This window comes from Candidatus Methanodesulfokora washburnensis, from assembly GCF_003947435.1.
GTDB classification, from domain to species: Archaea; Korarchaeota; Korarchaeia; order Korarchaeales; family Korarchaeaceae; genus Methanodesulfokora; species Methanodesulfokora washburnensis.
In genome coordinates this window covers 1-6222 of record NZ_RCOS01000042.1, presented here as the reverse complement: position 1 = coordinate 6222, position 6222 = coordinate 1, and the positions used below count along the sequence as shown (strand labels likewise).

The 6222-nt window shown below is 45.8% G+C and carries 5 protein-coding genes; all 5 read right to left on the bottom strand.

The features are described from left to right. A partial coding sequence (gene cmr1, locus D6D85_RS02865) for a type III-B CRISPR module RAMP protein Cmr1 (protein ID WP_161969650.1) occupies nt 1-578 on the bottom strand: 578 nt, incomplete at its 3' end. After that, the gene (locus tag D6D85_RS02860) at nt 553-1551 is read right to left on the bottom strand and encodes a hypothetical protein (RefSeq protein WP_125670571.1); all 999 of its coding nucleotides are present in this window, start codon (nt 1549-1551) and stop codon (nt 553-555) included. The genes cmr1 and D6D85_RS02860, both read right to left, overlap by 26 nt. After that, nucleotides 1552-4509 carry a type III-B CRISPR-associated protein Cas10/Cmr2 gene (cas10, locus tag D6D85_RS02855; RefSeq protein WP_125670570.1) on the bottom strand — a complete coding sequence of 986 codons (2958 nt, stop codon included), beginning with the start codon at nt 4507-4509 and terminating at the stop codon, nt 1552-1554. Between the two features lie 4 nt (nt 4510-4513). Beyond that, nucleotides 4514-5002, bottom strand: a complete 489-nt coding sequence (gene cmr5 / locus D6D85_RS02850) for a type III-B CRISPR module-associated protein Cmr5 (RefSeq protein ID WP_125670569.1) — start codon at nt 5000-5002, stop codon at nt 4514-4516. Continuing rightward, nucleotides 4999-5943 (bottom strand): type III-B CRISPR module RAMP protein Cmr4, encoded by a 945-nt coding sequence (gene cmr4, locus D6D85_RS02845; RefSeq protein WP_125670568.1) that lies wholly within the window; start codon nt 5941-5943, stop codon nt 4999-5001. The genes cmr5 and cmr4 overlap by 4 nt, the downstream gene beginning before the upstream one ends. Nucleotides 5944-6222: the final 279 nt, after the last annotated feature.

Below are 6222 nucleotides of genomic sequence, written 5' to 3'. Positions count from 1 at the left end.
TAATCAATTCTTTTATTTTTAAGAAATCTTCCCTCAAATCCATCCACCTCAACTGAAAACGTTCCTAGGCCTCTCCTTCCCCCCTTTCCCAGCCCGTTTAGGGAGAGCGCTGTGAGAAGGGATCCTATTGCAAGTTTTACCTCATCTTCACCGAGTTTTTCAACATGAGGTGATTTCTCTATTTTTATCTCAGCATAAGCACCCTCACCATAACTTATCCTTCTCCTCCCAAGCGAGAGAAGCCTCGCTCTCTGTGCCCTAAATCCATCCTCTCTTCGCCTTGCAGAGGCCTTGCTCACCACTATCCTGAACTTTGAGGCAGATTCGAGGCTGCCAAACAGATATCCTGTTTTCTCCACTACTTTCTCAAGATCCGATTTGCACACATATTCTCCCCTTCTCTCGCACTTCAGAATTCCGGCATCATACATGGCACCGGCGATGTAGGCCCTCAACCAGTATCTCCAGAGCCCCTTGAGGGATTGTGCTCTAAATGGATCCTCTTCATGAAATTGAGTATCGTAACTGCCGAGATAAAGCCGGCTTTCACCTTTAAGCCTTAAAACTACTGTTTCCACTTTCATCACCTCCAACAGGGATTACAGAACCGAAACCTAACTCCTTTCCCACACCAATACCCTCCTCATATATTCTGCTTCCATCAACACTTTTCTCCAAAATTATTACACTTCCAGGAAGGAGAGCTTGATAGATCGGCTTCCTCCTCCGTTTAACCTCGCTGTATCCCGCTCCTAAGAGATCTATCTTTCCGAAAACCTCCACACTTCCAACATCGCCCATTTTCCCCAGCTCAGCCTTAAGCTGTCCAATAAATTCTGCTCCTGTCTCATAAAGGACTGGAGATAGCACATAGAGGAGATCTGCCCTCTCCGGTATTCTGCATATGTAACCCTCGGATTCGGATATCTCGAGAAGGGATGCCCTTCCCTCCCCTCCTAATCTTACCGCATAGCTTCCAGTCCTCATCTTCCCCGATATTATGTCAAACTCAATTGTTATATTAGAAATCTTTGTATCAGAAAAATAATCAATAAAGCTGGCCGTGTAAATAAGCCCTTTCTCCTCATCAGCTATCTTCCTCATGTCAGCCCTTGTCATAAGCCCTATCCCGGTTATCATCAGTTTTCTCGGGGAGAATCCTGAGCGTGAAATCTCCTCCATCTTCTTTATATCTTTTCCTCCCCCGCAAACCTGCTCCTTTACGAGATAGCAGTACTTCTGAACATCATCGAGCCTTATAAATTTCTCATTTATCCTGTTCTCATTTATCCTGTTCTCAACATAGAGCAACCCCCTCCTCAGATATGGCCCTCTTATCTTGGCCCCAAGAACTGCTGAATACGCCTCATCCCACTCCATGAACCCTGTCTCAACATACCCAAATGTTGTCGCAAGAGCTCCTGCTACTGTGGAGGGACTTGGCACAAGAAAAGAGGATGCCGAGGAATAGACCCCTCTGGTGCTCGGATCAAACTCCCCCGGACCCCTGAAAAGATACGGCTCAAGAACCCTGAACACAGCCCTATACATTTAATCACCCCTCAAACCGCTGTACAAAAGCCTACATGACTTGAAAAGCTCTGTAAATAGGGGTGTTTCCCCATCTTCCTTGCTTCTCCTCTTGAGGCTTTTGTTCTCCCTTATCGTCTTCATGATCTTGTTCAGAGGATCCTCCTCTTTTGTCAGCAGATGTCTCCCTATCAGGTATCTTATCGATTCCTCGAAGAGATCTGGATCTTTCCAGTTTCTCTCCTCCATCTTCTCCCACAACCTCCTTGCTGTCCACATTAGATCTCCTCCTGATGCCTCATAGAGCAGTGCTGGCGATATCTTCTTCTTGAACAAAATCATATCCACAGTATCCCTGAGAAATAGAGTGAGGTCGGTAAAGGTGAACTCAGGTTTCCATATCGAGAGGGGAATAACTGAGCTCTCTGGAGATCCTCTTGGGGAATATGTTATGACAAGCGAGTCCTTCCTTCCTCTCCCTCCATCTACCCACTTGGACTCCTTTGCTATCTCATCAAGCCTAAAGGCTGAGTCCTTCATCACCTCATACAGGGGATATCTGTAGTGCGCGATGTACAAGGAGTAGCTCCTTCCAGCATTTCCCATCGACGGTATGTAGTATCTATTGAATCTGTAAAACCTCTCAGCCCTGTATCCATAGAATTCTCTCACAAATCCGCCGTATGCAAGCCTAGTATCATCAACTATCTTGATTGCAGAGCTAACAGGAGCTACTGAGAGGAGATCATCCCCTCCTGCGTATATGACAACTCCTTTGCTTTCCTTAACATATTCTATATCCTTAAGAGCCGCTATCATCAGAGCTCTGGAGATCGAGACATGGTAGGATATGCTCACCGGTATTCTCTTTTTCGATATAATTTCATTTATGATCCTGCTGAGCTCATCTATGTTTTTCTCATCAAGCTCTTTCTTTTTTGCGTCTTCTCTCGCTGAGTCTATATCACCGCTCAGGATTTTCGATACAATCCCCTTCGACTCTCCTTCAAATAAATTGGAAATATAATCTTTTATACATTTTTCTAATTCCTTTTTACATTCCTCAGATTCTTCTTCACAGACATGACCACAGATATAACCCCCAAGTATCTCCCCCATGCTGTCCCCATCTGCTTTTATCAGCGCATAATAGGTGTTTATAGGATTGATCATGACATTGTTCTCCCTCAGAATCCTCCTCAGCTCATTCCAGCGCCCTCTTTTCTCCCTCTCCAGCACAATATCCTCAGATTCTGCCAATAGGAAGTTCAGAAGGCGCATCTTCAGATCAGAATCTATGTTGGATTCAAGGATCTCCTTACGCTTTCTCTTCTGGTACTCCCACTGTAGAACTTTTAATTCCTCCTTTACAGGCTCCAGAACCTCCTCTATTAGTTTTTTAACTCTGGTGTTTTCCTTCCACAACTTATTTAGTGCATCCAGCTCTGCCAAGAAGCTGCTTTTGAGGTCGAAAGTTGCCATGTCAGCCAAGGATGGGTACGCTCCCAAGCCTACATCTTTTCCATATTCCAGAATTTCGGATAATGCTAGACCAGGCCTGAAGGAGAAGATCCTCTTTATCAGACAGTATGGACAGAGCTTCTCCCCCTCCCCAAGGACAGTTCTCGGAATTCCCATTTCTTTTATTTTCTCCTCATATTCCTTCCTTCTTGGCATCGATATTATTGCCGGAAGTCTCCCGCACATAGTGCAGTACTCAAATCCTCTTTTGCTTTCTGCTAAGGGGCTTCTCCTTCCATCGAATATCTCCTTTGTGATCCTAGTAAGAGGGAGCATGCAGGCCGGATCTACTTTCAGCAGCTTTTTCCTCCTTTCCTCATCTATCTCCTCAAATGCTTTTAAGTATGGATTATTTTCCTTAGAAACATTTACATGGGATGAGGAAACTCTTATCGAGAGAGGTGGGACATCAACAAACCCGTATTCTCTCTCCTCCTCAAGCGTTTTTATCAGGGATTTCATATCAGGTAGCTTCAATATTCCATTGCAGAACTTTCTCCATTTTTCCCTGAACTTCTCCTCAACAAATTTCTTGGGATCCTGACCAAAGGCCTCAAATGGAAGGATGAGCGTTGCGGAGCCCGGAATTATCGCAAACCTTGGGAATGGCCATTCCTCCTCGGGCACTATCTCCTCCATTCCCCTTATTTCCTTCACAATTTTCCTCAAAAAGCCCCCTATCTCAGGCACTTTGTTGACCAAATAACAGTAGAAGAAGGGGTTGAACCTGCAAGTGGGCATCAGCACGACATCCGGCCCATAATTCTTGATGAAGTCAAGCGAGGTGCTCCAGATGAGGGCTGAGACCATGTAGCTGGATGCCCAGAGATCCCTCAGCTTCCTAGATTGGGCTATGAAATCCTGCACCCCTCTTGCATCGATGTGGAGGAGCAAGCCATCTCCCGTATAGGTCCAGTTTAAGGCCGCTGCTGTCGCATAGAGGTGGTCAAAAATCGAGTGAGTCGGTATTCTTGTGTCAGCTGGGCCGGATGGAAGCCCTTTGTGCATCCAAACAAGCTCATATAAACCATATAGGGCAAAATATGCTTCTTTTAAGTTTTCTGCTTTCTTGAGGATCCCATTTATCTCCTTCATCACCTCTATTACTTTATCCTTTTGCACATCAATTTGGCTAAGATCCAGCTCTATCGAGGGATAAAGTGGATTTCTCAGCTTTATGGATCTCTCCGGCAGGGCACCTGCCTTATCCCCTATAAGTTTACCCAGAAGGATCCTGTCAACCGAGGCTGCAAGCCTGTCTGCATCTCTAACCCTCCTATCAGAGAGCATGTCAACTGCCTTCTCCAGGAGAGTGCCTTTTAAGGCTTCCTGAGCAAGTTCCTTCGCCCACTTCTCATGGTTCTCGTTCCTTCTCAAACACCAAGCCTTATCAGGTGGATCGTGAAAGAGAGCAGCTGTTTTGAGGAGGAGGAACTCCTCAACGGAGGATGGGCTCATTTATTCACCTCTCGGATGGGAGAAGTGCCTCAGCCAGCCTCTTTATCTCGAGAAGATAGGGCATTAAGAGGGATGGGAGGATCGCCAAGATCTCCGATCCAACGAGCGAATTTATGCACGAGAGGGGACTCTCCGGATCAATTTTTCTGTCAGGAACTAGCCTACTGGTCTCCAGTAGGAGAAGATAGAGGTAAGCTGCATACCCACCTTCTTTTGAGTTGAGCTTCCCCATCCCCTCAATAGCCCTTTTCTTTGTGTAGTTGAGGAAAAGCTTGTAAATTCCCTTGTCTGCATCCTCTGTCTTTGCATATATAAAGCTAAGTGCCGGTATAGACCCAACTTCGTACAAAAAGGACGGGATCTCCCTAGATCTTGATCTAAATGATTTTCCAAACTCTGTCATGTTCCCCTCTTGATAAAGCCTGTATACGAGCTCAGTGAAGTCGTTTACAGCTCTTTCCTCCGGGCTTACTGCGCCCTCCTTCTCTTTCATTGTTTCACCTCCCCCAGTTTCCTCAGCTCCACGATCCCCCTTCCAACAGTCTCATCTCCCCCCATTATCAGATATTTCGCTCCCTCCAGCACCGCATCTATCAGCTCCTTGTTCTCCAGATGCCTCTCCAATTCCCCGATTTCCTTTATGGATTTTTTCAGAACCTCCATGCATTTTTCCTTGCCATATCCAAGAAATACTGTCGCAAATATTGTCCCTGATGGAACGGCCTCCTCTGTCCAGAGTCCTCCTTCAGCCACTGTCTTTCTATCCCTCTCTATCCTTATCCTAGTAACTCTCATCAAGGATCTCTCCACAAGGCTCTTTGCCCTATCATCATCGATTGATATGAGGCTTTCTGATTTATCCAAGCCCAATAAATCCCTCAACTTGTCCATCTCACTTCTTTCCTCTATTAAATCCCTGTCAATAAAGACCTCCTCGCACAAAGAGGCTTTTTCAAGCCCCTCAACCACATGCTTATTTTTGAAGCCTGTTGTCGCTGGGAACCTCCCCGATATCTCAGCTATCCCCCTGACATCTCTCTCCATCTCACCATACCTTGCATTCAGAACGGATGCCATGTGCAGGTAGCCGGCAAACCTTCTCAGGAGGAAGGGTGATGTGACATTCGTGCATATCCCCTTCAGGCTCCTGACGGGGAATGAGAGGATGTAAGCTGTCATCACAGCTACTGGCGATGAGTACTTCTCACCGCTTTCCGGCTCTGGGCCAAGAAGACTGGTCAAACTCTTGTTTCTGTGATAAAGAGCTGTCTTCATTGATCCCTTTATGCTCGATCCGTATATAACGGGAAAACCAACTCCATCCCTCTGGACTGCTAGATCTACTACCTCCCCTCCCCTGCCAGTACCCGGGTGGAGATCACTCAAAGACCTAATAAGGACAACTTTTGCAGATTTATAAGGCTCAAAGGACATAATAATCCCAGCTAAACGAAAACGGGAAAAATTTAAACTTATGCTTAAATAAATGTATTTGGATAAATTATATCTAGATCCTCTTCCAAGATATCAAAATGCCCGAGAAAGTTCGTAATATTAAACGCCTTTCAGGGATCCCATAACGGAGTTCCTGCTATAACATTGTAAGGATGCTGCAGCGGCGGATTTCTCCTTTTCAGTTATGGTGGGCGGAGTAAAAGAAGAGGCGAGGCTAAACTATGTGAGCTCTTGAAGCGCCTTTCGAGTCAAAGGGGG

Excerpts from the sequence above, each read along its gene's own strand:
- D6D85_RS02860 (WP_125670571.1), bottom strand. The coding sequence starts at position 1,551 with ATGTATAGGGCTGTGTTCAGGGTTCTTGAGCCGTATCTTTTCAGGGGT.
- cmr4 (WP_125670568.1), bottom strand. The coding sequence starts at position 5,943 with ATGTCCTTTGAGCCTTATAAATCTGCAAAAGTTGTCCTTATTAGGTCT.
- cmr5 (WP_125670569.1), bottom strand. The coding sequence starts at position 5,002 with ATGAAAGAGAAGGAGGGCGCAGTAAGCCCGGAGGAAAGAGCTGTAAAC.
- cas10 (WP_125670570.1), bottom strand. The coding sequence starts at position 4,509 with ATGAGCCCATCCTCCGTTGAGGAGTTCCTCCTCCTCAAAACAGCTGCT.